The organism is Allomuricauda sp. d1 (assembly GCF_039592695.1).
Classification (GTDB): Bacteria; Bacteroidota; Bacteroidia; order Flavobacteriales; family Flavobacteriaceae; genus Flagellimonas_A.
In genome coordinates this window covers 1,511,056-1,533,835 of the sequence record NZ_JBBUTK010000001.1, presented here as the reverse complement: position 1 = coordinate 1,533,835, position 22,780 = coordinate 1,511,056, and the positions used below count along the sequence as shown (strand labels likewise).

Here is a 22,780-nt window from a genome sequence, read left to right as displayed (position 1 = left end):
GCCCACCCCTTCCCATACCGAACAGGGTCGTTAAGCCCGCCAGCGCCGATGGTACTGCTCCACCGAGTGGGAGAGTAGGTCGCCGCCTTCCTTGAGGCCCCGGTTCAAAACGGACCGGGGCTTTTTTATGGCGTATATTTGAGGAAATTCTCTTCGATGCGACTATTCAAACTCACTTTTTTAGCACTTCTTTTTTCTTTATCTGTTTTTTCCCAAGAAAGCAACATAAAAGCTCTCGTAGGAGGTACCCTGATTGATGGTTTTGGCTCTGATCCTATAAAGAACAGTGTCATTATCATTGAGGGAGAGCATATCAAAGAGGTAGGTACGGTTGAAACATTGAAAATTCCTCAAGGTGCCGAAATCATTTCTACAGAAGGAATGTCAGTGCTACCTGGGTTGTGGGACATGCACGTGCATACCATGATCAATGGGCATGCCGATTATGCCTATTGGGATAAAACGTATCCACCTTTGTTCAAAGATGTCATTATGCCCGCTTCGGCACATCAACTATTGATGGCGGGAGTGACCAGCGCCCGTGATTTGGGAGCACCCTTGGAAGAAAGTATTGCCGTTCGCAATGCCATCAACAATGGAAAGATTCCGGGAGCGACATTATATGTTTCAGGGCCTTTTATCCAACATAAACCATACCCTGGAACCGAAGCGTTTCGCTGGGGTATCAAAGGTGCAGAAGATGGACGAAAGAAAGTACGAAAGCTTGCCAATGCTGGAGTCGATGTCGTCAAATTGGTTGATCAAGACCAAATGACACTTGACGAATTGAAAGCAGTCGTCGATGAAGCCCACAAAAACAATCTAAAGGTTGTCGCCCATGGGCATCGCCCCGAAGAAATTCGATTGGGATTACAAGTGGGGGTTGATTGCTTTGAGCACACAGGCTTGTCATCTGCTCCAAAATATCCAGGTGATGTCATAAAAATGATTAAAGAGCGTACCGCCCAGATGAACAAAGGGCCATTGTTTTGGTGCCCCACGGTAGAAGGACTTTATAATTACGAATATACCCGCGATAATCCTGAGAAATTGGATAATGATTCATGGCACTTGGGGCTTCCCGATAGTGTGATTGCCGATATCAAAAATAGTATCAAACATCCTGATAGGCTTCCTTATTTTCAGTTGACCCCATCGAGAAAACCGACCTTAAAAACAAAGATTCACCAATTGTTGGATGCTGGTGTCGTATTGTTGGTGGGCACCGATAGCGGTATTCCGATGAAATTCCATAGCCAATCCACTTGGAATGAACTTGACGTCTGGGTCAACGAATTTGACATCGATCCCATGTATGCCATCCGTTCCGCTACGTATTGGCCAGCACTATGGATGGGTGTCGCCGATGAAGTCGGCACCATCACTCCCGGTAAATATGCCGATATCATTGCTGTTGACGGTGATGTGTTGCGCTATATCAGCTTGCTGCAAGATGTAGATTTGGTCATTAAACACGGTAAACGTTATAAATAGTCCGTGGCAGACACAGCGATTGTTGAAGAACGGTGGAATGCCTACTCCCATGCCTTTGGGGTCATACTTTCTTTGTTTGGTGCTTTGGTTTTATTGAGCAATGAATTGAGCGCACCCTATGAATTTGCCAGTATTTTAGCCTATTGCGTTTTGCTGATCCTTCTTTTTTCAGCCTCGACAGCATATCATTTTTCTGAGCATCCCAAAAAGAGAGAAAGACTGCGGATATTAGATCATATCAGTATTTACTATTTGATTGCTGGCACGTATACTCCAGTTTGCCTTTTGGTTTTGCAAGGTTCAAAAGGATGGCTGCTTTTTTGGCTGGTATGGGGAATCGCCGCCTTCGGAACTGTATTAAAACTCTTCTTCACAGGCAGATTTGAAAATTTTTCTTTGGTGCTGTATGCGGTTATGGGATGGCTGATTATCATAGACCTCCCTTATTTGATGGAGCACTTATCTTCAAAAGGACTTTTCTATTTAGCGATTGGAGGTGCATTTTATACAGTGGGAATCCTATTTTATGCAATCAAAAAAATACCTTATAACCATTTGATTTGGCATTTTTTCGTTCTTGGCGGAGCAGTAAGCCACTGGTTGATGATTTACGGTTTGACAAGAGCTGCTATATAAAATACGCCACTACCATGCCCAAGACAATAGCTATTAATTTACGAATATTGAATGAGTGGTTTTGGGCTGATTCAAAAATAATGGTAGTGGAAACATGAAAAAACATACCCGCGGCCAGAGCATTTAGTTCATTGTCGTATGATTTGAAAGCTTCAAAATTTTGGGCGAGAAAACTACCCAATGGGGTCATAATCGAAAAAAGTATTAGGAAGAGTGTCACCTTCCAAGTTCGAATTTTCGAATTGAAAAGAAAAATACTTAAAATCAATGCAATAGGTATTTTGTGCACCAAAACCCCATAGAGCATGGTATTTTTTTCACTCAAGGGAAATCCTTCAACGAAAGCGTGCAAAGATAGACTTAGAAAGAGTCCGAGAGGAAATAGGTTTTTTTTGACGTCTACATGAACATGACCATGTTCTGCCCCTTTAGAAAAAAATTCAAGAGTTATTTGTAATAAGATTCCCAAAAGGATAAAGATGGAAATCTTTTTTCCTCCCAAATTCAGAAATACTTCGGGCAACAACTCAAAAAAAGTCAGTGCCAATAGAAAAGCACCACTGAATGCTAAAAGCAATTTCAGCGATTTTTGGTTTTTTGGTTTGAAGACCAGTACAATCAAAGAACTGATCAGCACCGCCAAAAAAGGCAATATGAAAATCATAGGGGTCAGGTTATGGGCGCAAAAATAGCCTATTTTTGCCGACATGGCAGGTAACTTTAAAATGCTGGCAAAGACTCTCTATGGCTTTGAACCCCTTTTGGCAAAAGAACTGCGAAATTTGGGGGCCAGCAATGTCAAAGAGGGTGTACGAAATGTCACTTTTGAAGGCGATACAGGTTTTTTGTACAAGGCCAATCTGTGTCTGCGCACCGCCTTGAAGATTTTTAAACCTATACACTCCTTTAAAGTGTTCAATGAAAAGCAGTTGTACCGAAAAATCTTTGAAATCAACTGGCCTGAATATTTTGATGTCGATACCACTTTTGCCATTGATACGACCATGAACTCTGAGGTTTTCAAAAATTCGATGTTTGTATCGTTGAAGGCTAAAGATGCACTGGTGGATAGATTTCGACAAGAGGTTCGAAAGCGACCCAACGTTGATTCACATAACGCCCAAGTACGCATCAATATCCACTTGCATGAAAATGACTGTACCGTTTCGCTGGACAGTTCAGGAAACTCAATGCACCAGCGCGGCTATCGTATCGCCACCAATATCGCACCCATAAATGAGGTTTTGGCTGCGGGGTTGCTTTTATTGAGTGGTTGGGATGGTCGTACCGATTTTCTGGATCCCATGTGCGGGAGTGGTACTTTTTTGGTCGAGGCTGCGATGATAGCCTGCAATATTCCGCCAAATATCAATCGAGAGCACTATGCTTTTCAACATTGGTTGGATTATGACGAAACATTACATCAAAAGATTGTAGCAGCCAGCTTGAACAAAGCCCGAGATTTTCACCATAAAATCATCGGATGGGACAAAGCACCTTCTGCGGTTCGAAAGGCACAAGAGAATATCGATAATGCCAACCTTTCGGAATACATCGCCATTGAGCGAAAAGATTTTTTTAAGACCGAAAAACCCGTTGAGGGTAAACTGCACATGGTGTTCAATCCCCCGTATGGTGAGCGTTTGAATATAGATATGGAAAGTTTTTATGGTAAAATTGGTGATACCCTCAAGCAAAATTACCCAGGTACGGATGCTTGGTTCATCACCTCTAATTTAGAGGCCTTAAAATATGTCGGCCTACGACCTTCTCGAAAAATCAAGACTTTCAACGGCAAACTCGAATCGCGGTTGGTGCGTTATGAGATGTACGAGGGGAGTAAAAAGGAGAAGTATAAAATACCTTAGGCAACTAAAAAGCTCGAGCGGTTGATGGTTTATTATTTGGAGTCAACAAATTACAATTTACTCGTTATCGCTGCCATTGTTAACTACTAGCTTTTTAACCTCAAAAACCATTTCGCTTTCATCCATGGCAAACTCTATTGTAGCATCTTTCATTGTAGGGTGAATACCCATGATTGAATACCCATCTTCCTCCTTGCCAATTTTGATCAACTGCGCTTTATCATCAAATATCCATTTTGAGTCTTTGGTCATTTGAAGAATGATTTGAAACATTGGTGCTTTAGACTCGGTCGTGAGATTGAAATCCCCATTTTCGTGAAAAATAAAAGTGGCTTTTCCAAAACCATCTAAAAGTGCCCTGAATTCAGGCTTGGGTGACTTTTTAACGACCCGCTGCACTTTCCATTTTCCATAAAGCTCGTTTTTGGCCATTTGACCTATACAATAAGAACTGAACGTAAGGAATAAAATGAGCAATAGTGTTTTTTTCATAAATCTATAGAGAACTTTAGCGTTTTGTGGTTTAGAGGTTCGAACTGTCTCAGCTATGATTTAATTGTAGAAACGTTTTCTGAAGTTGAGTTAATAAATCGAAACTTATTCTTTTATATCATCAACTGCCTCTTCCCGTTTCTTCTTTGCCTTTTTGTACAATGGCAAAAAATAAGAAATGCTGTAATTATAGCCCACACCCCAGTTAGATTGATCGGTAACTTTGTTAAAGCCGGGTATCCATAAATTGGGAAAACGGTCAAGGTCGCCATCGCTCTGACTGACCAGATGCCCCAAGCGCACGCTCATGCCCAAATAGATGTTGGCGAAGAGTTCTGCTTTTAATCCGACCACCAATTCAAGCCAAGTGGCATTGCGGCCCGAAAACTCTTGTGGTGCTGTATTGCCAGCAACAAAACCATTGGGACTAAAATAACGGTTGCTATTGAAAATTTGATTTTCGTTCAAGGTTTGGCTAAAACTGGCCACTGCATAGCGTCCCCCAAAAGTAATGCTGTTGTGCATGCCGTACCAATTTTGATAGGTGTTGTAGTCCACGCCCAGTTTGAGATAGTTGCCAGAGGCGGTAAAATTGTACAAATCTTCTTGATCGGTTCGTTTTTCATTGCCCAATTCACCGGCCAGCCATAATTTTTCGGTCAATCTGTAATCACCTACAAACTCCAATCCTGTATAGTCGTCCACGGCAAAAGAGAGTATAGGCCTGCTCAGGTCGACCCCCACCCGAAGGCCGTATTGTTGCCTGTAATCCAAAGTATCTTTTGGTTGCAAGTCAATGGGCTTACGTTGTGAAAAGCCCCAAAAAGCAACACCGATAAAAATCAGGCTAATGAAATATCTTGACATGAATATTGGATGAGTTTTCTATAAGTGTATCTTCAATTATTACATTCTGTATCCAGTTATCGGAATCGGCCGTAAGATTGAACGATAAGTCATCATAATTGGCGACAAACCCACAAGCCCGTGATATAAATTTCTCTAAAACAGTATAATTGAGGGTCAAGGTATCGATGTTGCCTGTTTCATTTCCATCCTCATCATCCGCAGAATCGATGATAAATTCAAAAGCGGTGCTATTGGTCGTTATCTGTAAAGGAATACCGACCGAATCGCGTGCGGTTCGATCTATATCGGGAGCTTCTTCTCCGTTCAAGGGTTCGGTCACGTTCAAGGCACGGATTCTTAGGGCTGACACGTCTTTTTCGAGCTCATTGTCCTCAATATCAAAAAAGCCAATGACCAAGAGGGGAGTGTCGCCATCAACACAGATATCATCTTTTTCACAAGCTGAAAAAAAACAAAACAGCAAGAGCAGCAATACAATGGGAATCACTTTTTTCATAGAAGATTTGCATCAAAGATTGAGGCGCTTTTCTAAAAGTACGACGTTCTCTACATGGTGTGTCTGCGGAAACATATCAACAGGCTGCACTTTGGTCACACGGTACATTTCGTTCATCAAGCTCAAGTCGCGTGCTTGCGTCGCACTGTTGCAACTTACATAAACTATTTTTTCTGGCGCAACATTTAACAATTGTTCAACAACGTCTTTGTGCATGCCATCACGGGGCGGATCGGTGATGACCACATCTGGTTGGCCGTTGGTTTTGATGAAATCTTCATTGAACACGGTTTTCATATCCCCAATAAAAAAATCCACATTTTTAATACCATTGTTTTTGGCATTGGCCTTGGCATCAATGATTGCCTCGGGTACCGATTCGATACCGACCACTTTTTTTGCGGATTTTGCAACAAACTGAGCGATGGTGCCTGTGCCGGTATAAAGGTCATAGACCAGCTCATTACCGGTGAAATTTGCAAAACCTCTCGTTATTTTATAAAGTTCATAGGCTTGGGCCGAATTCGTCTGGTAGAATGATTTAGCGTTGATTTTGAACTGTAATCTTTCCATTTCTTCCACAATATGGTCCTTGCCCGAAAAACATACAATCTCTTGATCGTAAATCGTGTCGTTCTGCTTTTGGTTGATGGTGTAGAGCAATGATGTGATTTCGGGAAAAGCCTTTTTCAAATGGTTCAAGAGCGCCTCGCGATGTTCTTTATGATTTTCATAAAATTGGATAAGCACCATGATCTCACCTGTGGAGGCGGTACGTATCATGAGAGTGCGGAGCAGCCCTTCCTGTTTTTTTACATTGAAAAAAGATAGACCATTTTCAATTGCAAAATCCCTCACTGCCAGCCGAATGGCATTCGAGGGGTCTTCCTGAAGGTGGCACTTGTTGATGTCTAAAATCTTGTCCCACATTCCGGGAATATGGAACCCCAATGCGTTTTTATCCTTTATTGCTATATTCGAATTGATTTCCTCTTCGGTCAGCCAGCGATTGTCAGAAAAGGAAAACTCCATTTTATTCCGGTAGAAATACTGTTTTTTTGATCCGATTATGGGGCTTATTTCTGGCAATTCAACTCTCCCGATACGTTTGAGGTTGCTCTCGACCTCTTTTTGCTTGTATGATAGTTGGCTTTCGTAGGCCATGTGTTGCCACTTACAGCCTCCACAAACCCCAAAATGTTCGCAAATTGGCTCAGTGCGTTTTTCTGAAAGTTTATGAAAGAAAGTAGCCTTGCCCTCGAAGTACGCACGCCGCTTTTTGAAGGTCTGAACATCGACCACATCACCGGGCACGGCATTGGATAAAAAGATGACCCTGCCGTCAGGCGCTTTGGCGATTGACTTTCCCTTGGCACCTGCATCCACAACCTCGATTTCCTCAAAAAAGGGTTTTTGCTTTCTTTTTCGCATGGCGCAAAAATACTTCCTTTTGACAATCTTCAACATTTGAATTTTAAGGTACTGCCGATATTTCGTATTTTGCAGGCACTACATAGGGATGATTTCTCTCCCACGCTGCTTTTTCGCCCCGATCTATCGGGATTTCCGAAAGAAAAAAGGTACAGAAGGAATGGTTATTTTATAAACACTAAAAATTTTTAAAATGGCTGTTTTAGAACAAATGACATCACAGCGCGCCATTGCACTTGAAGAAAAGTATGGAGCCCAGAATTACCATCCACTTCCCGTGGTCTTGAGTAGGGGAGAAGGGGTTTATGTATGGGATGTGGAAGGAAAGAAGTATTACGATTTTCTCTCGGCCTATTCGGCTGTCAACCAGGGCCATTGTCACCCCAAGATTATCAATGCGCTTAAAAATCAGGCAGAAAATCTCACCTTGACCTCACGGGCCTTTTACAATGACATGCTGGGGCGCTATGAAAAATTTACGACAGGGTTCTTTGGTTTTGATAAACTGTTGCCCATGAATACGGGGGCAGAGGCCGTTGAAACGGCAATGAAACTGGCCCGAAAGTGGGGGTATGAAAAAAAGGGAATCCCATCAAATCAAGCAAAGATCATCGTTTGCCAGAACAATTTTCATGGTCGGACAATTTCAATCATCTCTGCTTCAAACGACCCGATTGCAACAGAGAATTTCGGGCCGTTCACTCCCGGTATTGTTTCCATTCGATACAATGATTTAAATGCTTTGGCAGAAGCATTGAAAGATGAAAACGTGGCGGCTTTTTTGGTGGAGCCCATACAGGGCGAGGCCGGGGTTTATGTGCCTGACGAAAACTACATCAAAGAGGCGTACGACCTTTGTAAAGCAAAGAACGTTCTTTTTGTTGCGGACGAGGTACAAACGGGCATCGCCCGTACCGGAAAGTTGTTGGCTACCTGTGGCAATTGCTCTTGTGACGATAAAAACTGCAGTGGCACACCAGAAGTAAAGCCCGATGTCTTGATTTTGGGGAAGGCAATTTCAGGAGGCGTTTTTCCTGTTTCTGCCGTTTTGGCGAACGATGATATTATGGATGTTATTCGTCCCGGCAACCATGGTTCTACGTTTGGCGGCAATCCGTTGGCATGTGCCGTTGCCATTGCAGCACTTGAAGTGGTCAAAGAAGAACGATTGGCAGAAAACGCCGATCTTTTAGGAAGGATCTTTCGTACCGAGATGCAAAAGCTTGTTGAAAGAACCCCATTGGTACGCTTGGTCAGGGGCAAAGGTCTGTTGAACGCCATTGTCATCAATGATTCAGAAGACAGTTCCACAGCGTGGGATATTTGCATGGCCCTGAAAGAAAATGGCCTTTTGGCCAAGCCGACCCACGGCAATATCATCCGCTTTGCGCCACCTTTGGTGATGACCGAAGAGCAATTGCACGATTGCGTGGCCATCATCACCAAGACCTTGTTGGAATTCAAGAAATAAAAAAAGCCCCTCCCGATAGCTATCGGGAGGGGCTTTTTCATTAAAACCAGTTAGTTAAGGTGCAGCTGAAGTACCGCCACGTTTGGCCCTTCTCAACTGCCGTTGAATCTTCTTGATGGCCGATTCGATGGATTGTTCGGGTTCAATAATGTTGTACTCACCCCAAAAATCGGGATCGGAAAAACCAATAGCGGCATCTGTTAGTATGATGGATTTTTTTAAACGATCTCTATTTTTAGGAACTGAGCCAGATAGATTTTTTTCCCAGTCCGTAACTGCCATTTCTGCGGTCATACTGTAGACAGAATTGAAGAGCCTGTCTTGCCAATCTACTTTAAACTCTAAGAGCACATTACTGTAGCCATAATACCATTTTCCATCTTTTTCACGATAATCTACCCTGTAGGCAACTTCTGTCGGCCAAACATCGACTTTGGCCGGTTTTTTACGAACGAACAAACGGGCCGCTTTATCCTTATTCGTTATATTCAAAGAATAGATGGCACTGGTCAACGTTCTGTTCAATGCGTCGATGTACAGTTTGCCTTGATAAAGTGGGTCAAGAACAGACTCGTACTGCTGAAAATTGATGACATAGATCAATCTATCGTTAATGTAAGTAGAGCGATCGTAGCTGAACTCATAATAGTCAAAAGATTCTTGGTCAAAAATATACTCTGGGTATTTCATGATATCAACATACAGCGTGTTGAAAGGTCCCCCTTGAAGTTTCAATGCCACCGTATCCAATTTGCTGTAATCGGTACTTTTTCTTGCCTTGTACAATTCTACAGCGTCTCTACGCTCAGAGTCGTAGGGACTTTTGTATATGTTCACAACCGCTTCTGATAGCGAGACATTTCGTCTTCTCTTTTTGATGGTTTCACGGTAAAAGGCCGTCATCAAAGTGGGGTCGTCAAAATAATTCTCACCCTTCTTCGATAAAACTTCCTTGACCAAGCTGGCTGCATTTTTTGGAGCTTCTATATCGACCTCTGTAAGCTGGGTCACAGAGATTTGTAGCTCTATTTTATTTTTGTCATTTTTTAGCTGGGATAAGGATATTTGTTTGGTCTGATATCCCAAAAAAGCCACGATGACATCTTCTGAAGCATGCTCTTTCGGAACCTTTAACTGAAACTCACCTTCAGTGTTGGTTATCGTAGAGATGTTTGTGCCCTCAACAGATAAGGATGCAAACACCAAAGGACGATTAGAACCTTCTTCAACTACCTCGCCTTTATAAACATTCACATTCTCATTTGATTCTTGCCCCAGAATCGGTAGTGCCAACAATAGAAACACCACACAATATGAGAGTGGGTTCCGAATATTCCATCTTCTTTTTGTCGTTGCTTTCATCTTGTAATTCTTTAGTACCCTAAGTTAATGATTTTTATGCGTTTAACTGTTTTTTTTTGATTTGATGCGAAATTGCGAAAAGTATCTGTGTATTGGTCATAAGCCAACTTGTCACATACAAATTACCAATACACTTTGTAAGACTTGTCTCTTTGTGTAAACTTTTACACTTATTTCTTTTCAAGAGGCATGAAGCGGACTCAAATAATCCGTTGGGTTTTGGTTCTCAAACTTTTTAAATGCCTTGTAGAAAGAGGCCCTGTTGTTGAAACCGGCATCATAGGCGATTTGGGTTATGGTAGCTTGTTTCTGATCATTTTCTGCCAAAAGTTGTTTGGCCTCTTCAATTCGGTAACTGTTGATGAAATCAAAAAAAGAGAGGTTGAAGTGTTGGTTGATGATCTGTGAGGTATGGTTTCTAGACATGTTCAGCCTTGAGGCGAGATCATCAAGCCGTAGTGTATTGTCCAAATAAGGTTTATCGGTTTTCATAATGCGCAACAGTTTGGCCTTCATCTCTTCCGAAAGGGCATCAGACAGACCTGTTTTACGGTATTTGATAAAGGGCACGACCTCTTTTATCCTTTTGCCATCAAATATTTCGGGTTGCACAAATCCGAAGAAAGACAGCATCCCAATAAAAATGACAATCACGATATCAACAAAATAATCATAACGATAGTCCATCAAATTAAATCGCACCACGAACACATAAAAGAAAAAGGCAAAAACGAATCCGAAATAAGAGCCCACAAACCATTTCAACCATTTGTTTTCACGAAATTTAGCATTGGTTCTAGGGCCAAACCGATGGTAAGTGAGCCAAGCATAAAAGAACATCAAGGCAATGGCCACCCAAATGCCATTGTAGGGCATGTATACATTTTGGAAAAACGTGCCCTGTTGTAGCACTTCAATTTTTCTCGCCGCACTCAAACCAAAAAACGGAAAGGTCAACACGATAACCAAAACTACAGGAACCAGAAACCAAGCATCCGCTTTTTTAAATCTTGTTTTATGGATGACCTGTCTCACATAAATATAAACGAGAGGGCCGTAAGTCAACCAAAGCGGGCTGTGCACAAAGTTTAGATGTGCGAACTCTTCTTTGATGAGATACCCCGACCATTTTAGGCAATTGTAAAATAATTCAAAAGAGAATAGTAGTACATACACGCCTAAAATTCGGTTGGCGAGCCCATCACCTTTTCGCTTTAAAAAAAAGAGGATGCCGAGAACGAACCCCAAAAACGAGAAAAAATAAAACAGAATGATGTGCCAAGGCATGACTGACAGATTAGCTATCCAAAGATATCTTCACTAAAATTTTATGTTGTCTCTTAGTGTAGGGAGAAACGGCCAGCCCAATTATAAATGCTTTCGAACTGATTAATCAACCATAAAAAGCGCATTGGCAAAGAACAGCTTCCCATTTTCCCAAAACCCTCTGAACAAAGGGTTGTCTACCATATAGACCACATGACCCTTGCCGTGGTTCTCGACACCGAACACCAAAGTCTTACCAATCTTCTTTTGGGCCTCACTACCGGCAAATCCTGCTACGGGTTCGGTCTCATTTTCTAAATAGGCCGCATTGCCATTCTTGAGATATTCATAACTGTCACTGCCCAATTTTAAGGTGAAATAGTCTTCATCATAGCCATAGGCCAAAGGGTGTGTGTTGTCTACTTTCGCTTTGAAAATGGCACCGGTTATGGCATTTTTAATACGCTCTCTTTGTATATTCTCATGGGGCTTTGGTTTTTCATTTAAACTGTCTTTTTCCTTTTTTCTGAGTTTGATGTCAAAGCCTTTTTCACCATCGATACTTTTGATGGCACCGTTCATGGCAATCAATTTACCCCCTTCATTGACCCATTTTTTCAATGCCTTTAATCGTTTATCATTTATAAAATCTGCATACCCTCCCCCGGGCAGCACCAAAACATCATATTTGTCTAAATCAACGTTATCAAAATAGCTGGCATCGATTACCGTCAAGGGATAATGCAGTTGTTGCTCAAAAAAATGCCAAATTTCACCAAACCGAAGGGTAGAGGTCGGGTCTCCCGACAGTACGGCTACCTTGGACTTTTTTATCATTTTGACATACCCTGAGCCGAAATCCTTACCTGAATCCACAAAGCCGGTATTCACGGACGTGATTTCTTTGTGGGGATGCTTTTCAAAAGTTTCAAAGAGCGTCGCTATTTTTTCCTTATCAGGATTATCTGCTTTGGTAATGATCAGACTGCCCCGCTCAAAAGACTTTCCATCCAATGAGAAAGGATGATGCGTTGTACGTATCTTGATATCCTTTTTGAGAAGTTCCGCCAAAAAGCGGGCATCTTCCATACTGTTCCAATCCATGACATAGGCATACGCATCTTTTGGAAGCACAGGCTTTTCAGACAATTTTTCAGAACGGTTTGCACCGATTTGCGTAGTTGTGGCGATGGCATCCAAACCATAGGCGTAGGGCAATGACCATGCTGTGATGTCATAGGTCAGTGAATCGCTGAGCTTGGCATTGGGCTCGAACAGCACTTTTACCAAAGTGCCTTTGGTTTGGTCAGTCGATACCACCAACGAATTTTCAGAGGCTTGCATGCTTCCAGACTTCCTGTTGGTATATTGATATCCTTTGACCGTGCCCTTGTTAGCCCTTCCATAGACAATATCATGTTTTGAGAGCAGCTTTTCAAGCGCGTTGATTTTGTCCTTATCCCCATTCAGCACGTAACTTTTGTATTTGAAATCCTTTTTCTGATAGAATTTTTTAAACTCAGCGTTCAACTTTTCAATATTATTGGTAGCTACCTCTACTGTTGATAGACCCGTGGTGTGATGGTGGGCAATTCTATCTTTCAAGGTCAGGGTGTCGCCAATACCCGTAATAATTCCAAGTCCGGCACGACCACTGCCACCTTGCTCATAGGTCATGCCGATGGACCCGTTGTAAGTGGGGTAGGTGTCTCCATAACTGGGATAAAAGAGGTCAAAAATCTCTTTGGTAAAATAAAACCAACCGTTGGCATCAAAATATTTGGCGTGGTTTTTACCGATGGTCTTCTGAAAATCACGCTGAAAATCGGTAATCACTTCGTGATAGGGTTCCGCTGCCGGGGCAAAATAATAGGGATTGTCAACTCCCTGCTCATGAAAGTCGACATGCACATGAGGTAGCCATTCATTGTACTTTTTGATACGCTGTTGGCTCTCAACTTGGGTCAACCATGCCCAATCACGGTTGAGGTCGAACATGTAGTGGTTGCTGCGGCCCGTCCACCAACCCTCATGGTGTTCCTTACTGTTTGGGTCAACCTGATAAGGCGTGTTCTTAAATTGGTTGTACCAATTAACGTATCGGTCGCGACCATCTGGATTGACACAAGGATCTATGATGACCACGGCATTTTTCAAATAGTCACTTTTTGAGGTCAGCAATTCATAGATTGTTTTCATCGAGGCCTCGGTACTGACACTCTCATTGCCGTGAACATTATAGCTCAGCCATACGATGGCCTTTTCTGCATTACTGTTTCCCTCGGTTGATTTCAGATGCTCTTGCTTGATCTGTTCGAGGTTCGAGATATTTTGAGTGGATGAAACATAGACCAAAAGCAGTGGCCTACGTTCGTTGGTTGTGCCATATTCAACCAGTTTGACCCTATCAGGGGCCGATTCTGCCAAATAGTTGAAATAATCGACAACTTCATGATGTCGTGAGAATTGGGTGCCCAGTTCGTATCCTAAAAATTCTGAAGGCGATTTTAAATCTTGGGCTGAAAGCGCGATGCAACAAAGAAAAATAGTGAGCGATAAAAATCGAATCATAGGGTTTGGTTTGTTCGAATAAACCAAATCTAGCAATTTCTATGGTTTTCTAGGATATTTTATCTACGAACAAACCACTAAATGCAATTAACGTATTTTTAGGATTACAAATAGTCGAGAGCTTTATCTTTAGCCCACTTTATCAGCCTGAATGGAAGTAGATTGTATACCGTTTCGCGATACCGGTTATTTTTCGGACTTGATTTGTGATTATTTGGATGAACACATTGCGTTGAAATCGTTTTACAACCGTTTTCCAAACCTCGAAAACTTTGAAGGCCAGATAGCGGAGAAAATCCAGAATTTTGACCATGGGCATCGAAACGTATTGGTGGAAGTGCTTCAGCATCAATATTCCTCCACTAACACTTCTAAAAAAACAGCCGCTAACATTAGGTCGTTAAAAGAGCAGAACACGTTTACCGTTGTCACGGGGCACCAATTGAACCTGTTCACGGGCCCGATTTATTTTTTGTACAAGATCATCTCGACAATTAATCTTACGAAACAGCTCAAAAAAAAATATCCAGAACATGAGTTTGTACCCGTGTTTTGGATGGCCACTGAGGACCACGATTTTGACGAGATCAATTATTTCAATCGCAACGGAAAAAAAATCCAGTGGAATAAACAGGCATTGGGGGCGGTAGGACGTCTGGATACCGAAGGTTTGGATGAAGTTTTTCAAGTGATATCCGCGGAATTTGGAAACATCGAAAATGGAAAACGGCTGAGCGCACTTTTTGAAAAAGCCTATTTAGGGCACAAAACGCTTGCCGAGGCCACACGTTATTTGGCCAATGAACTGTTTGGCACTCACGGATTGGTCATTTTAGATGCAGATGAGGCAAAACTCAAAAGACTGCTGATTCCGTTCATGAAGGAGGATGTTTTTGAAAAGATTCCCTATAAGGAAGTCTCAAAGTCGATAGACGACCTTTCCTCAGTTGCGGAAACATATCCCATTCAGGTCAATCCCCGTGAAATCAACTATTTCTATTTAAAGGATGGGCTTCGAGAACGCATCATTGAAAAAGACGGCAAGTTTTATGTCAATGATACGGAGTTTGAATTTTCCAAACACGAATTGGAAAAAGAGATGGATGCCCATCCCGAACGGTTTTCACCCAACGTCATCGCACGACCACTCTACCAAGAGGTCATCTTGCCCAATCTCTGCTATATCGGTGGTGGGGGAGAGTTGGCCTATTGGCTGGAGCTGAAAAGTTATTTCTCTGCTTTAGATGTGACCTTTCCGATGTTGCTGCTCAGAAATTCAGCTTTGGTAATGACCAAAAAGCAGGCTGAAAAGGTTAAAAAGCTTGACCTGACCATTTCAGATTTGTTTTGCGAACAAAATCAGCTCATCAACAAAAAAATCAGAAAGATTTCTAACATCGACATTGATTTTGCGCCCCAAAAAAAACATTTGGAAGAACAGTTCGAGGCCCTATACGAATTGGCCGAACAGACCGACAAATCGTTTCTGGGGGCGGTCAAGGCACAAGAAGTCAAGCAAAAAAAGGGGCTCGATAAGTTGGAAAAGCGTTTGCTGAAGGCCCAAAAGCGAAAGTTGAAAGACCATGTGACCCGTTTGACGGCTTTGCAGAACGAACTTTTTCCCAACCAATCATTGCAAGAGCGGCAACTCAATTTTTCAGCATTGTATTTGGAATATGGTGAAGACCTGATCTCCAATCTCATCAATGCTTTAGCGCCCCTAAAAAACGAGTTCCTGATTTTAAGGCACTAAAAAGTTTCCTTGCCAGTCGCCATGTTTTATCTCAAATGCTGCCCTGATGTGGTTTGGGCGTTTCAATCTCAAATATTCGATTTTGGATGGCTGTACATGCACCACACAAAAATGGTTTTCATCGGTCAGGTATTCTACCTCGTCAGGATTTTTGATAAAGCTGCCCGGGGCATGATAGGTCGTGTAGTCTTTTCGCGCCTTGGTTTGTATCCCTTTCCACAATGATTCTATGTGCCCCATATCGGTTTCTACCACTGCTGTACCCTGCATGGTGATTTGCAATAGTTTCTTTGGGTGGTAAAAAAGGGCACTTACCGAATTGTTTTTTTCGATATGCTTGATTTTGACCGAGCGTCTATCGGTATAGAAAGTCAAGGTAAGGTCATCGGATACTTTTCTCAAAACCACGGTTCGCAATCGAGTGTTTTTTGAAGCATCGTTGGTCGCAAGCGTAAAATATCGAAAAGGATGCCCTTTTTTCGAACTTCCGTTAACAAGTTCATTTCTAAGTTGTTGGAAGAGTATTTTTTCCATCAGGAATTTTTTTTAAAAATAATTCAAAAAAAGGGTAGGGTATTCTAGGGATGGATTGTTTTATATACAAATTGCTATGAAAAAGGTTTTTTGACCTTTTTAAAATGAGTTAGTTAATTCATGTGTTTAGGTTGGTTTTGATTTTATTGCAAAAGAAAGTCCGGGGTGGTTCCCGGACTTTTGTTTTTTGAACTATTTTCTTTCAATCAGAACAAATCTTTAAAATGAGACTTTACAGCGAACAAAGTAGCTTCCTTCATCGAATCAAACCGAATATCGGCATGGCCCACCCTCTCTTCGGGGCCAATGCCCACACTGTGAAACCCACCAGCCTTAGCAGCATCAATACCGGCTTCCGCATCTTCATAAACTACACATTCCTCTGGTTTGAGCCCCAGTTTTTCTGCTGCGTATAAAAATATGTCGGGCGCAGGTTTACTTTTTGAAACGCTGTTGCCATCACCAATGGCATCAAAATAACCAGTGGCCCCTAATTGTTGCAGCACCTTGGCGGCGTTTCTGCTGGCACTGCCCAGAGCAACGCTGAATCCCTCTTGTCTGAGATGGGTCAACAATTCTTTGGTGCCGGGTAGGTAATCCTTAGGGGTGATTTCCTCTAGACTGGCCACATAATAATCATTCTTTTTTGTTGCCAATTCCAACAGTTTGTCTTCTGGTACCTTGGCCTTGTTGTGTTTTCTAATGATATTGATAGAATCCATCCGGGAAACCCCGCGCAATTTTTCGTTTACCTCACGGTCAAAATGCCAGCCCATTTCGTCGGCCAATTTCTTCCAAGCTTGAAAATGCTGTTCGGCAGTGTCGGTAATCACGCCATCCAAATCAAAAATGAATCCCTTAATCATTTTTAGCAGTGTTTAGCCCACAAAGAAATGACTAAAAATGTTAAGAAAAAAGCTACTTTACGTTATATTCCAACCGCATGGTGATGGAGGCCGTCTTGTTTTTAGAGGATGTGTTGTAGGCCCCGCCCCAGCTGTAATCTTCACCGGAGTTTTGCCCCGTGATTTGAAAAACCCCCATGCGGGCCGAAATCAAGTCCCCAAGGTTGCCACCCGCATTTTCTGCGATTTTTTCAGCTCTGATGCGAGCATCTTCAGTGGCTTTTGATATCATCTCTATTTTGAGGTCGGCCAGTTTGGTGTAGTAATATCTTGGCGGGGAAGAATTGAACTGTACGCCTTTGTTGAGCAATTCGGTAATCTCTCTGGAAACCTGTTCAATTTTGGACACATCGGTCGATTCAATCTGCACCGATTGTGATAGTTCGTAGCCCCTAAAAATGCTTCCCACATAATTGCCGTTCTCATATTTGTTATCGCGCTGCTCGATGGTCTGCACTGAGGAGAAGATGATGTTATCCGCATTTATTCCTTTGGAGACCAAATAGTTTCGAACAATATCCTTTTGCTCGTTCAATCGTTCAAAAGCTGAGGTGAGCACAGGGCTGTACGAAGAAAAGCGTCCTTCCCAAACAATCAAATCTGAAGTAAAGTTTTCGTTGCCGAGACCGGTGACCGAGATCACCTGTGGTGGATTGGCCCTTTTGACATAGGCATTTCCAAGAAAAACAGCGGCGAGAACGATGGCGATTCCAAAAATGATGGCGGTGATATGTTTCATAAAGTGGCTTTATGGTATGTACGGATAAATATACCCAAAAAGATGCTTTCGCAAATAGACCATTTTGCTATTTTTGCCCATGCAAAACCAAGTCCTGATTCTAGATTTTGGTTCCCAATATACCCAGTTGATAGCGCGCCGCGTTCGGGAACTGAACATTTACTCCGAAATCAAACCCTATAACAATCCGCCTAAAAACCTGTCTGATTACCAAGCGGTGATTCTTTCCGGTTCGCCGTATTCGGTAAGGGCTGACGATGCCCCGCATCCCGATTTATCAGAAATCAAGGGCAAAATACCACTGCTGGGCATTTGCTATGGGGCACAGTACCTTTCCCATTTTCATGGGGGAAATGTGGCTCCTTCAGCCACCCGCGAGTATGGCCGTGCCAATTTGGACAAAATAAAGCCGAATGAGGATTTTTTGAATGGAATTTCTGGAGGAAGCCAAGTCTGGATGAGCCATAGCGATACCATCAAAGAGCTTCCCACTGGGGCCGTGCTGCTGGCGAGCACACAAGATGTTGAAAATGCAGCTTTTAGGATAGAAGATGAAGATACCTACGGCATCCAATTCCATCCAGAAGTATACCACACCAAAGACGGTAAAAGGCTATTGGAGAATTTTTTGGTCAAGATTGCGGGCCTGAAACAAGATTGGACACCCGATGCTTTCGTAGAGACCACCATCAAAGAACTCAAGGAAAAAATTGGGGGTGACAATGTGATTTTGGGCCTTTCGGGTGGTGTTGACAGTAGTGTGGCCGCCATGCTGCTGCACAAGGCCATTGGCAAACAGTTGCACTGCATCTTTGTCAATAATGGATTGTTGCGAAAAAATGAGTTTCACGACGTGCTCGAACAGTACAAAGATATGGGGCTCAACGTAAAAGGGGTCGATGCTTCGGCACGTTTTTTGGATGCTCTGAAAGGGGAGGCCGACCCCGAGAAAAAACGAAAAATCATCGGCCGTGTTTTCATTGAGGTTTTTGATGATGAGGCGCACAAAGTAGAAAATGCCACATGGTTGGCACAGGGCACCATTTATCCGGATCGTATAGAATCGGTTTCGGCCAGTGGTGGGCCTTCGGCCACGATAAAAAGCCATCACAATGTGGGTGGATTACCGGATTATATGAAACTAAATGTTGTGGAACCCCTACACCTGTTGTTCAAAGATGAGGTCAGAAGGGTGGGCAAAAGTATCGGTATGAAAGCTTCCATCTTGGGGCGTCACCCGTTTCCCGGGCCAGGCTTGGGAATCCGTATTTTGGGCGACATCACGGCTGAAAAAGTAGCTATCTTGCAAGAAGTGGACGCCATTTTCATCAACGGTTTAAAAGAATATGGGCTCTATGACAACGTTTGGCAAGCCGGGGCCATGTTATTGCCGGTGCAGAGTGTCGGAGTGATGGGCGATGAACGTACCTATGAAAAATGTGTGGCCTTGCGTGCCGTTGAAAGCACGGATGGCATGACCGCAGATTGGGTAAACCTGCCCTATGAGTTTCTGCAAAGAATATCGAACACAATAATCAATAGGGTAAAGGGCGTTAATAGAGTGGTGTATGACATCAGCTCAAAACCACCTGCAACTATAGAATGGGAATAAAACCAAAACGATTCGAAAAATCATTGCCCATTGTTTGTGATGATTTTTTCAACCTTCAAAGGTTGTATGTGACCGTTGAGAAACAATGAGAATGAACACATGAAAAAAATAATCTTTAGAACGCTTCTGGGCTTGTTTGTCCTTACATTGGTTTCCTGTAAGGCGACCGCACAAAGTACCGGTACCACGACACATATCGTGAAAGAGGGTGAAACCCTTCAGAGCATCGCCAAGACCTATCAAGTGACACCCTACTCCATATTGGTGAACAATCAAAATGTGAGAAGCGCCCAAGATGTGAAGCTGAACATGTCGTTGGTCATCCCTACGGATAGAAAACCAACGGTGGCCACGGGCACTGGTGTAAAAAGAGATTCTACAGGACAAATTGCCCCAACGGGCTTTGCCCGCCATCGTGTCAAAAGAAAGGAAACCATTTTTAGCATTACCCAACAGTATGATATCACGGAAGAACAGCTCAAAAAATACAACAAGGAACTCTATGCCTCAACCTTAAAAAAGGGGATGGTGTTGCGAATACCCGAATATCCGGAAGTCGCTGAAGAAACCGAGCTTGATTTTGAGACCTACACGGTGAGTGCCAAAGAAACGCGTTGGAGCATTGCACACAAATATGGCATTTCCGTAGATAGTTTGGTGGCCCTCAATCCTGACCTGCCTAAGAACAGTGCCTATTTGGCCGTTGGCCAAGAGCTAAAATTGCCCAGACCCAAGGGCGATAGTTTGAAAGAACAGAATGTGGCGATTTTTGAGTCGTATACCGTACCAAAATCAATAGGGCTTTTTAGGATCAGCCAAGATTATGGCATCTCAATGGATTCTATCATCAAATTGAATCCAGAAATAGCGGAACGCAATGGTCTTAAAGAAGGCATGGTCATTCGCCTGCCCAAGCGAAGGCCGCAAACCGAAATCGTTAACACCGACAACTATATTTTTTATGAGGTGAAGCCAAAACAGAATATTTTCCGGCTGACCCAAAATTTGAAGATATCACGTGATTCGTTGTTTGCGCTGAATCCTGAATTGGAAAACGGACTCAAAGCGGGAATGGTGCTAAAACTTCCCAAATCAAAAACCGGGGATTTGGAGGTCAAGAATGCATTGGTACTAGACGCCTTCAATTTGGTTGATAGTGTTGATGTGACGTTAAAACCCCGGGTACTTTATCTGTTGCCTTTTCGTCTAGACCGCATCAATCTCAACAATAAAGAAAAAACGGAAGCACAGATAAAATCCCGCAGGGATGTAAAATATGCTTTGGGGCTTTACACTGGAGCCCTAGTAGCGTTGGATTCCATCAAGAAACTTGGGCTTTCTGTCGATGCCAAGTTTTTAGATACCCAGCTCAACCTTGAACATCTGAAAAATTCGTTGCGACAAGAGCGATTGAATGAGTATGACGCTGTTGTAGGGCCTGTTTCCCCCGGATTATTGAGCGAAGTTTCGGTCAAGGCCACAGCACATGGCGTACCTGTGGTGGCTCCCTTTGCATCGACCAGTGAACTGAGCCTGAACAACGTGTTCTTTTCAATGCCCAATGATGCCGTGCTGCGTGATAGATTATTGGATTATGCGGAAAAAAAGAGAACGGATGAAAACCTGATCATCATCGCAGACCAAAAAAGTGAAGCGGCCAGAGATTCCATTTTGGCACGTTTCCCCATGGCAAGAGTGGCGAAGATGAGTGAAGACGGGTCATTGCACCTTGTTGATTTTCAGACCATGATTTCTGAACAGAAAGAGAATTGGGTATTTGTTGAGACCAAGCAGCCGAATTTGGCAGCAAGTATCACATCCATCTTAAATGCTTCAAACCTCGAAATGGTTGAGGGCAGTAAAACACGCGTCAAAATGTTCACCACCAATTTTAATGATGCCTTTGATAGTGAGGTGGTCTCAAAAACGCATCTGTCAAATCTCGACTTTGTTTTCCCTTCGGCGTATAAAGAAAGTGCGAGCGATAGTTTTAGCAAAGCTTACCGAAAGAAGTTTGGGATGCTTCCTGACCGTTTCGCTGTTCGTGGTTTTGATTTGACGTATGACCTGTTGTTGAAATTGGCACATAAGAAAAATTTGTTTGAAACCTCGAGGTTGGTAGGATTGACCGAATATTCAGGAAACCGTTTCAACTATTATGATGATTGGTCTTCAGGATATTTCAATGAGGGGGTATACCTGATGCAATACGATGAATTACGAATCAAGGAAATAGATATAGAATGACTTCAAAGGTGACATACGAAGGTGAATTGCGAACCACCTGCCTGCATGTACGTTCAGGCAATGAGTTCAACACCGATGCCCCTGTTGACAACAACGGCTTGGGCCAAGCATTCTCTCCAACAGACACTGTGGCTACCGGGCTTGCAAGCTGTATGCTCACCATGATGGGCATCAAAGCCAGGGATTTGGAAATAGATTTGAAAGGTTCGACCGCAGAAGTCACCAAGCACATGGCCACCGATCCGCGACGTATCGCTAAAATTGAAGTGACTCTTGAATTGCCCGCTGACATATCAGAGAAGCATCGAAAAATTTTGGTGCACACGGCAAACACATGCCCCGTACATTACAGTTTGCATCCCGATATTGAAAAGCTAATTGATTTTAGGTGGACAAAATAATTGCGATATGGATGTGCTTTTTTCTGGGGATGATCAGTTGTCTCTCGCAAGAGATTGTAGAGACCATCCCTTGGCAAAGCCAATATCGTTTGAAATGGTCTGATTTTCGAGGCCCTGTACCTGTTGATGCCGTGCCTGCGGCAACAACCGCCAGTGGCATCAGCTATCGCTATTCGGCCAATTTGATGCACCATGAGGTGGACTTGGATTTTGAGGTCACCGCATATTTCTATCCAGATGAGTCATGGTATCGGCCAAGCGTTTGCGATGATAATGTTTTGGCCCATGAACAGCTGCATTTTGATATCTCAGAGTTGTATGCCCGCAAAATGCGGTTCAAGTTAGAACGCACCGCTTTTTCTGAAAATGTCAAAAAAGAAATTCGTGACATCTACCAAGAAACCTTGAATGAATTGAAAGACTTTCAAGAAAAGTACGATTGGGAGACCAACTTCTCGCGAAATCTCGAGACTCAGGCAAAATGGAATGCCCGTATCGCCGAAGCTTTAGAGCGCACTTCCCGCGAATGAGACATTCAAATTCTTAAACAAGCTCTTCGACTTTCCCTAGCACAGAAATAGCTAATACATAAATTATTTTAATAATTAATCTAAAATAAATAAATAAAAATT

General features: G+C 42.8%; 20 protein-coding genes and 1 rRNA gene. 10 read left to right on the top strand and 11 right to left on the bottom strand.

The features are described 5' to 3' along the window. The 3 genes from rrf to AAAH86_RS06995 form a co-directional block, all read left to right on the top strand. Window positions 1-91, top strand: a 5S ribosomal RNA gene (rrf, locus tag AAAH86_RS07005); the annotation flags it as partial. A gap of 65 nt (window positions 92-156) precedes the next feature. Further along, complete coding sequence (locus tag AAAH86_RS07000) at window positions 157-1,494, top strand: amidohydrolase family protein (protein WP_343486802.1); 1,338 nt, start codon at window positions 157-159, stop codon at window positions 1,492-1,494. Between the two features lie 3 nt (window positions 1,495-1,497). Further along, a complete protein-coding gene (locus tag AAAH86_RS06995) occupies window positions 1,498-2,130 on the top strand; it encodes a hemolysin III family protein (protein WP_343486801.1) in 633 nt (210 codons plus the stop codon). Here the strand turns inward: AAAH86_RS06995 and AAAH86_RS06990 are convergent. Then, window positions 2,123-2,839, bottom strand: a complete 717-nt coding sequence (locus tag AAAH86_RS06990) for a ZIP family metal transporter (RefSeq protein WP_343486800.1) — start codon at window positions 2,837-2,839, stop codon at window positions 2,123-2,125. The two genes, AAAH86_RS06995 and AAAH86_RS06990, sit on opposite strands and share 8 nt — an antisense overlap. Here AAAH86_RS06990 and AAAH86_RS06985 point away from each other — a divergent pair. Continuing rightward, complete coding sequence (locus AAAH86_RS06985) at window positions 2,838-3,998, top strand: THUMP domain-containing protein (protein ID WP_343486799.1); 1,161 nt, start codon at window positions 2,838-2,840, stop codon at window positions 3,996-3,998. The two genes, AAAH86_RS06990 and AAAH86_RS06985, sit on opposite strands and share 2 nt — an antisense overlap. Before the next feature lie 57 nt (window positions 3,999-4,055). Here the strand turns inward: AAAH86_RS06985 and AAAH86_RS06980 are convergent, their stop codons facing one another. The 4 genes from AAAH86_RS06980 to rlmD all read right to left on the bottom strand — a co-directional run bounded on the left by AAAH86_RS06980 (window position 4,056) and on the right by rlmD (window position 7,287). After that, window positions 4,056-4,490, bottom strand: coding sequence for a hypothetical protein (locus AAAH86_RS06980; protein ID WP_343486798.1), 435 nt, complete (start codon window positions 4,488-4,490; stop codon window positions 4,056-4,058). A 105-nt stretch (window positions 4,491-4,595) separates the two neighbouring features. Further along, complete coding sequence (locus tag AAAH86_RS06975; protein ID WP_343486797.1) at window positions 4,596-5,357, bottom strand: DUF6048 family protein; 762 nt, start codon at window positions 5,355-5,357, stop codon at window positions 4,596-4,598. After that, window positions 5,338-5,856 (bottom strand): DUF6452 family protein, encoded by a 519-nt coding sequence (locus AAAH86_RS06970; protein ID WP_343486796.1) that lies wholly within the window; start codon window positions 5,854-5,856, stop codon window positions 5,338-5,340. The genes AAAH86_RS06975 and AAAH86_RS06970 overlap by 20 nt, the downstream gene beginning before the upstream one ends. Before the next feature lie 12 nt (window positions 5,857-5,868). Then, on the bottom strand, window positions 5,869-7,287 hold the full coding sequence (rlmD, locus tag AAAH86_RS06965) for a 23S rRNA (uracil(1939)-C(5))-methyltransferase RlmD (RefSeq protein ID WP_343486795.1): 1,419 nt from the start codon (window positions 7,285-7,287) through the stop codon (window positions 5,869-5,871). A 193-nt stretch (window positions 7,288-7,480) separates the two neighbouring features. Here rlmD and rocD point away from each other — a divergent pair, with 193 nt between their 5' ends. Then, window positions 7,481-8,758 carry an ornithine--oxo-acid transaminase gene (gene rocD / locus AAAH86_RS06960; RefSeq protein ID WP_343486794.1) on the top strand — a complete coding sequence of 426 codons (1,278 nt, stop codon included), beginning with the start codon at window positions 7,481-7,483 and terminating at the stop codon, window positions 8,756-8,758. A gap of 54 nt (window positions 8,759-8,812) precedes the next feature. On the opposite strand, the gene AAAH86_RS06955 is transcribed toward rocD, so the two are convergent. The 3 genes from AAAH86_RS06955 to AAAH86_RS06945 form a co-directional block, all read right to left on the bottom strand. After that, the gene (locus AAAH86_RS06955) at window positions 8,813-10,120 is read right to left on the bottom strand and encodes a carboxypeptidase-like regulatory domain-containing protein (protein WP_343486793.1); all 1,308 of its coding nucleotides are present in this window, start codon (window positions 10,118-10,120) and stop codon (window positions 8,813-8,815) included. 180 nt (window positions 10,121-10,300) lie between these two features. Then, window positions 10,301-11,407: a helix-turn-helix domain-containing protein gene (locus tag AAAH86_RS06950; RefSeq protein WP_343486792.1), complete on the bottom strand. Its 1,107-nt coding sequence runs from the start codon at window positions 11,405-11,407 to the stop codon at window positions 10,301-10,303. A gap of 102 nt (window positions 11,408-11,509) precedes the next feature. After that, window positions 11,510-13,957, bottom strand: coding sequence for a M14 family metallopeptidase (locus tag AAAH86_RS06945; protein WP_343486791.1), 2,448 nt, complete (start codon window positions 13,955-13,957; stop codon window positions 11,510-11,512). A 151-nt stretch (window positions 13,958-14,108) separates the two neighbouring features. Here AAAH86_RS06945 and bshC point away from each other — a divergent pair, with 151 nt between their 5' ends. Beyond that, window positions 14,109-15,710 (top strand): bacillithiol biosynthesis cysteine-adding enzyme BshC, encoded by a 1,602-nt coding sequence (bshC, locus tag AAAH86_RS06940; protein ID WP_343486790.1) that lies wholly within the window; start codon window positions 14,109-14,111, stop codon window positions 15,708-15,710. Here bshC and AAAH86_RS06935 read toward each other — a convergent pair. The 3 genes from AAAH86_RS06935 to AAAH86_RS06925 form a co-directional block, all read right to left on the bottom strand. Further along, window positions 15,699-16,244 (bottom strand): pyridoxamine 5'-phosphate oxidase family protein, encoded by a 546-nt coding sequence (locus tag AAAH86_RS06935; RefSeq protein WP_343486789.1) that lies wholly within the window; start codon window positions 16,242-16,244, stop codon window positions 15,699-15,701. The two genes, bshC and AAAH86_RS06935, sit on opposite strands and share 12 nt — an antisense overlap. Window positions 16,245-16,450: 206 nt before the next feature. Beyond that, window positions 16,451-17,110: a beta-phosphoglucomutase gene (gene pgmB, locus AAAH86_RS06930; RefSeq protein ID WP_343486788.1), complete on the bottom strand. Its 660-nt coding sequence runs from the start codon at window positions 17,108-17,110 to the stop codon at window positions 16,451-16,453. A gap of 52 nt (window positions 17,111-17,162) precedes the next feature. Then, the gene (locus AAAH86_RS06925; protein ID WP_343486787.1) at window positions 17,163-17,888 is read right to left on the bottom strand and encodes an SIMPL domain-containing protein; all 726 of its coding nucleotides are present in this window, start codon (window positions 17,886-17,888) and stop codon (window positions 17,163-17,165) included. Window positions 17,889-17,967: 79 nt separating this feature from the next. On the opposite strand from AAAH86_RS06925, the gene guaA reads away from it, so the two are divergent. The 4 genes from guaA (at window position 17,968) to AAAH86_RS06905 (ending at window position 22,678) form a co-directional block, all read left to right on the top strand. Beyond that, complete coding sequence (gene guaA / locus AAAH86_RS06920) at window positions 17,968-19,500, top strand: glutamine-hydrolyzing GMP synthase (RefSeq protein WP_343486786.1); 1,533 nt, start codon at window positions 17,968-17,970, stop codon at window positions 19,498-19,500. Window positions 19,501-19,599: 99 nt separating this feature from the next. Beyond that, complete coding sequence (locus AAAH86_RS06915; protein WP_343486785.1) at window positions 19,600-21,747, top strand: LysM peptidoglycan-binding domain-containing protein; 2,148 nt, start codon at window positions 19,600-19,602, stop codon at window positions 21,745-21,747. Continuing rightward, the gene (locus tag AAAH86_RS06910; RefSeq protein WP_343486784.1) at window positions 21,744-22,148 is read left to right on the top strand and encodes an OsmC family protein; all 405 of its coding nucleotides are present in this window, start codon (window positions 21,744-21,746) and stop codon (window positions 22,146-22,148) included. The genes AAAH86_RS06915 and AAAH86_RS06910 overlap by 4 nt, the downstream gene beginning before the upstream one ends. Next, a complete protein-coding gene (locus AAAH86_RS06905) occupies window positions 22,136-22,678 on the top strand; it encodes a DUF922 domain-containing protein (protein WP_343486783.1) in 543 nt (180 codons plus the stop codon). The genes AAAH86_RS06910 and AAAH86_RS06905 overlap by 13 nt, the downstream gene beginning before the upstream one ends. The last annotated feature ends 102 nt before the right edge of the window (window positions 22,679-22,780 follow it).

Coding starts and splice junctions, on each gene's coding strand:
- guaA (WP_343486786.1), top strand. CDS start 17,968: ATGCAAAACCAAGTCCTGATTCTAGATTTTGGTTCCCAATATACCCAG.
- AAAH86_RS07000 (WP_343486802.1), top strand. CDS start 157: ATGCGACTATTCAAACTCACTTTTTTAGCACTTCTTTTTTCTTTATCT.
- AAAH86_RS06945 (WP_343486791.1), bottom strand. CDS start 13,957: ATGATTCGATTTTTATCGCTCACTATTTTTCTTTGTTGCATCGCGCTT.
- AAAH86_RS06955 (WP_343486793.1), bottom strand. CDS start 10,120: ATGAAAGCAACGACAAAAAGAAGATGGAATATTCGGAACCCACTCTCA.
- AAAH86_RS06935 (WP_343486789.1), bottom strand. CDS start 16,244: ATGGAAAAAATACTCTTCCAACAACTTAGAAATGAACTTGTTAACGGA.
- AAAH86_RS06925 (WP_343486787.1), bottom strand. CDS start 17,888: ATGAAACATATCACCGCCATCATTTTTGGAATCGCCATCGTTCTCGCC.
- pgmB (WP_343486788.1), bottom strand. CDS start 17,110: ATGATTAAGGGATTCATTTTTGATTTGGATGGCGTGATTACCGACACT.
- rocD (WP_343486794.1), top strand. CDS start 7,481: ATGGCTGTTTTAGAACAAATGACATCACAGCGCGCCATTGCACTTGAA.
- AAAH86_RS06985 (WP_343486799.1), top strand. CDS start 2,838: ATGGCAGGTAACTTTAAAATGCTGGCAAAGACTCTCTATGGCTTTGAA.
- bshC (WP_343486790.1), top strand. CDS start 14,109: ATGGAAGTAGATTGTATACCGTTTCGCGATACCGGTTATTTTTCGGAC.
- AAAH86_RS06950 (WP_343486792.1), bottom strand. CDS start 11,407: ATGCCTTGGCACATCATTCTGTTTTATTTTTTCTCGTTTTTGGGGTTC.
- AAAH86_RS06970 (WP_343486796.1), bottom strand. CDS start 5,856: ATGAAAAAAGTGATTCCCATTGTATTGCTGCTCTTGCTGTTTTGTTTT.
- AAAH86_RS06975 (WP_343486797.1), bottom strand. CDS start 5,357: ATGTCAAGATATTTCATTAGCCTGATTTTTATCGGTGTTGCTTTTTGG.
- AAAH86_RS06915 (WP_343486785.1), top strand. CDS start 19,600: ATGAAAAAAATAATCTTTAGAACGCTTCTGGGCTTGTTTGTCCTTACA.
- rlmD (WP_343486795.1), bottom strand. CDS start 7,287: ATGCGAAAAAGAAAGCAAAAACCCTTTTTTGAGGAAATCGAGGTTGTG.
- AAAH86_RS06980 (WP_343486798.1), bottom strand. CDS start 4,490: ATGAAAAAAACACTATTGCTCATTTTATTCCTTACGTTCAGTTCTTAT.
- AAAH86_RS06990 (WP_343486800.1), bottom strand. CDS start 2,839: ATGTCGGCAAAAATAGGCTATTTTTGCGCCCATAACCTGACCCCTATG.
- AAAH86_RS06910 (WP_343486784.1), top strand. CDS start 21,744: ATGACTTCAAAGGTGACATACGAAGGTGAATTGCGAACCACCTGCCTG.